Origin of the sequence: Vibrio sp. UCD-FRSSP16_30 (assembly GCF_001676025.1) — a bacterium.
Classification (GTDB): Bacteria; Pseudomonadota; Gammaproteobacteria; order Enterobacterales; family Vibrionaceae; genus Vibrio.
This window is the reverse complement of the sequence record NZ_LZFW01000037.1, coordinates 1-1,633: the sequence shown is the minus strand read 5'-3', so window position 1 is coordinate 1,633 and position 1,633 is coordinate 1. Positions and strand designations below refer to the sequence as shown.

General features: G+C 48.9%; 1 protein-coding gene. It reads right to left on the bottom strand.

Features of this window, described 5'->3' with window-relative positions:
* Positions 1 to 1,633: Ig-like domain-containing protein (locus A9260_RS12455; RefSeq protein ID WP_156684055.1), on the bottom strand; the 1,633-nt coding region annotated here is incomplete at both ends.

The following is a 1,633-nucleotide window of genomic DNA, read 5'->3' as shown; positions in this document are numbered from 1 at the left end:
TATCGTGCCTGCAGTAGCATCAAGAGTAATATCACCTGACGCTGAGGTCGTGTTGCCTGCAGCATCTGTTGAAGTCACCTGTACCGTCAACTTACCGTCTGTCAGGCTGCTCACATCTACATTATCTAAACTAAAGTGACCATTACTATCTACCTTAGGCATATCTTTAGCAGAAATATTAACCGTGTTGCCTGCACTATCATGGATACTCAAACCCGATAATGTCGCACCCACTTCGGCTGTTCCCTCAATATGTGCACTACTGCTCTCTGCTGCATTAATAACACCATCGCCGGTCAAACCATCTGTGATGCTTATTGATGCGGTAGTACTTAAATCCACATCAATGGTATGGCTTGCTTGCGGTGCTGGGTTACCTGCTGCATCCATAACATTCGCTGTGATAGGCAGGGGCGTCGCATCCTTAATGCCCGATAAATCCGTCGCTGGCACTGAGAGTGTCCAAGCGTTATTGCTAACAGTCGCGGTATAATCTTGACCATTAAAGCTCACGGTCACCACTTGATGATCTTCAATGCCTGAAGTCGTACCTGATATCTCCAGTGGCTGACCTTGCTCGGTCACATTAAGCCAGTTATCACCCGCAAGAGGAGCATTGATGGCAATCGTGCCTGCCGTCGTATCAATGTGCGTAATCAATGGCTGACTGTCTTTTGAATGGTTCCCTGCGGTATCTATCGCACTGGCAGTAAAGCTGTGGTCCCCATCAGGCAGCGGTTTTGCTGGCGTAAAGCTAAAGTCACCGGTTTTATCCGCTGTGACAGTGGCAATCACCGCGCCATTATCTTTAATGGTAACGATAGCATTAGGCTCTGCACTGCCCGTGATTGGTGGTGTATTATCCGAGTTATGCGCTGGGTTCGCCAGTCCATTGAGCGTAGGCACTGCCGTTGTGGTATCTAACTGAATATGAGCTGGAATCGCATCTGTACTATTACCCGCGATATCCGTTGAATGTATTGCAACACTCAAATCACCATCCACAAGCTGTGAAGCGGCGCCCGACTCACCATTGGCTTTGGTTAAATCCACATTAAGCTCAAAAGTGCCATTTGGATTAACTGTAACGGCTGAGGTGTCAACCGTCACTGCATTCCCTTTACTGTCCGTCACCACGACACTATCAAGGTGCGCACCCGCTTCAATCTGACCTGAAATGTGTGCTTTGCTCTGCTCGTCTTGGTTAATTACGGCGTCATGATGAGCGTCTGTCGTAGCCGTACCATCGGTGATGGCAACGGTGGCGTCGGTATGTGTGTCAACGGTTACCGTCAATGCATCAGACGTACTGGTGTTACCTGCCTTGTCGGTCACCTTCGCTGTGACATCATGTGATGCATCTGAAAGTGAGTTCGTATGGTCCACCTGAATGTGCCACTGACCACCAGTGTTAGTAGCCTGACCTACTGAGCTACCATCAATGAACACTTCTACTGATTGTGCGTCAGGGTCAATGCTACCTAACGTAAACGTTGGATTAGTGTCCTTGGTCAAATTATCTGTGTCAGTCCCTGCCGTGTTCGCGCCGGCACTGTCTGAGCCATTGGTCAAATCCACTACAGGTTTTGAAATGGTCGTATCAAGATGCGCGGTTGCACTGCCATCTTTGTGG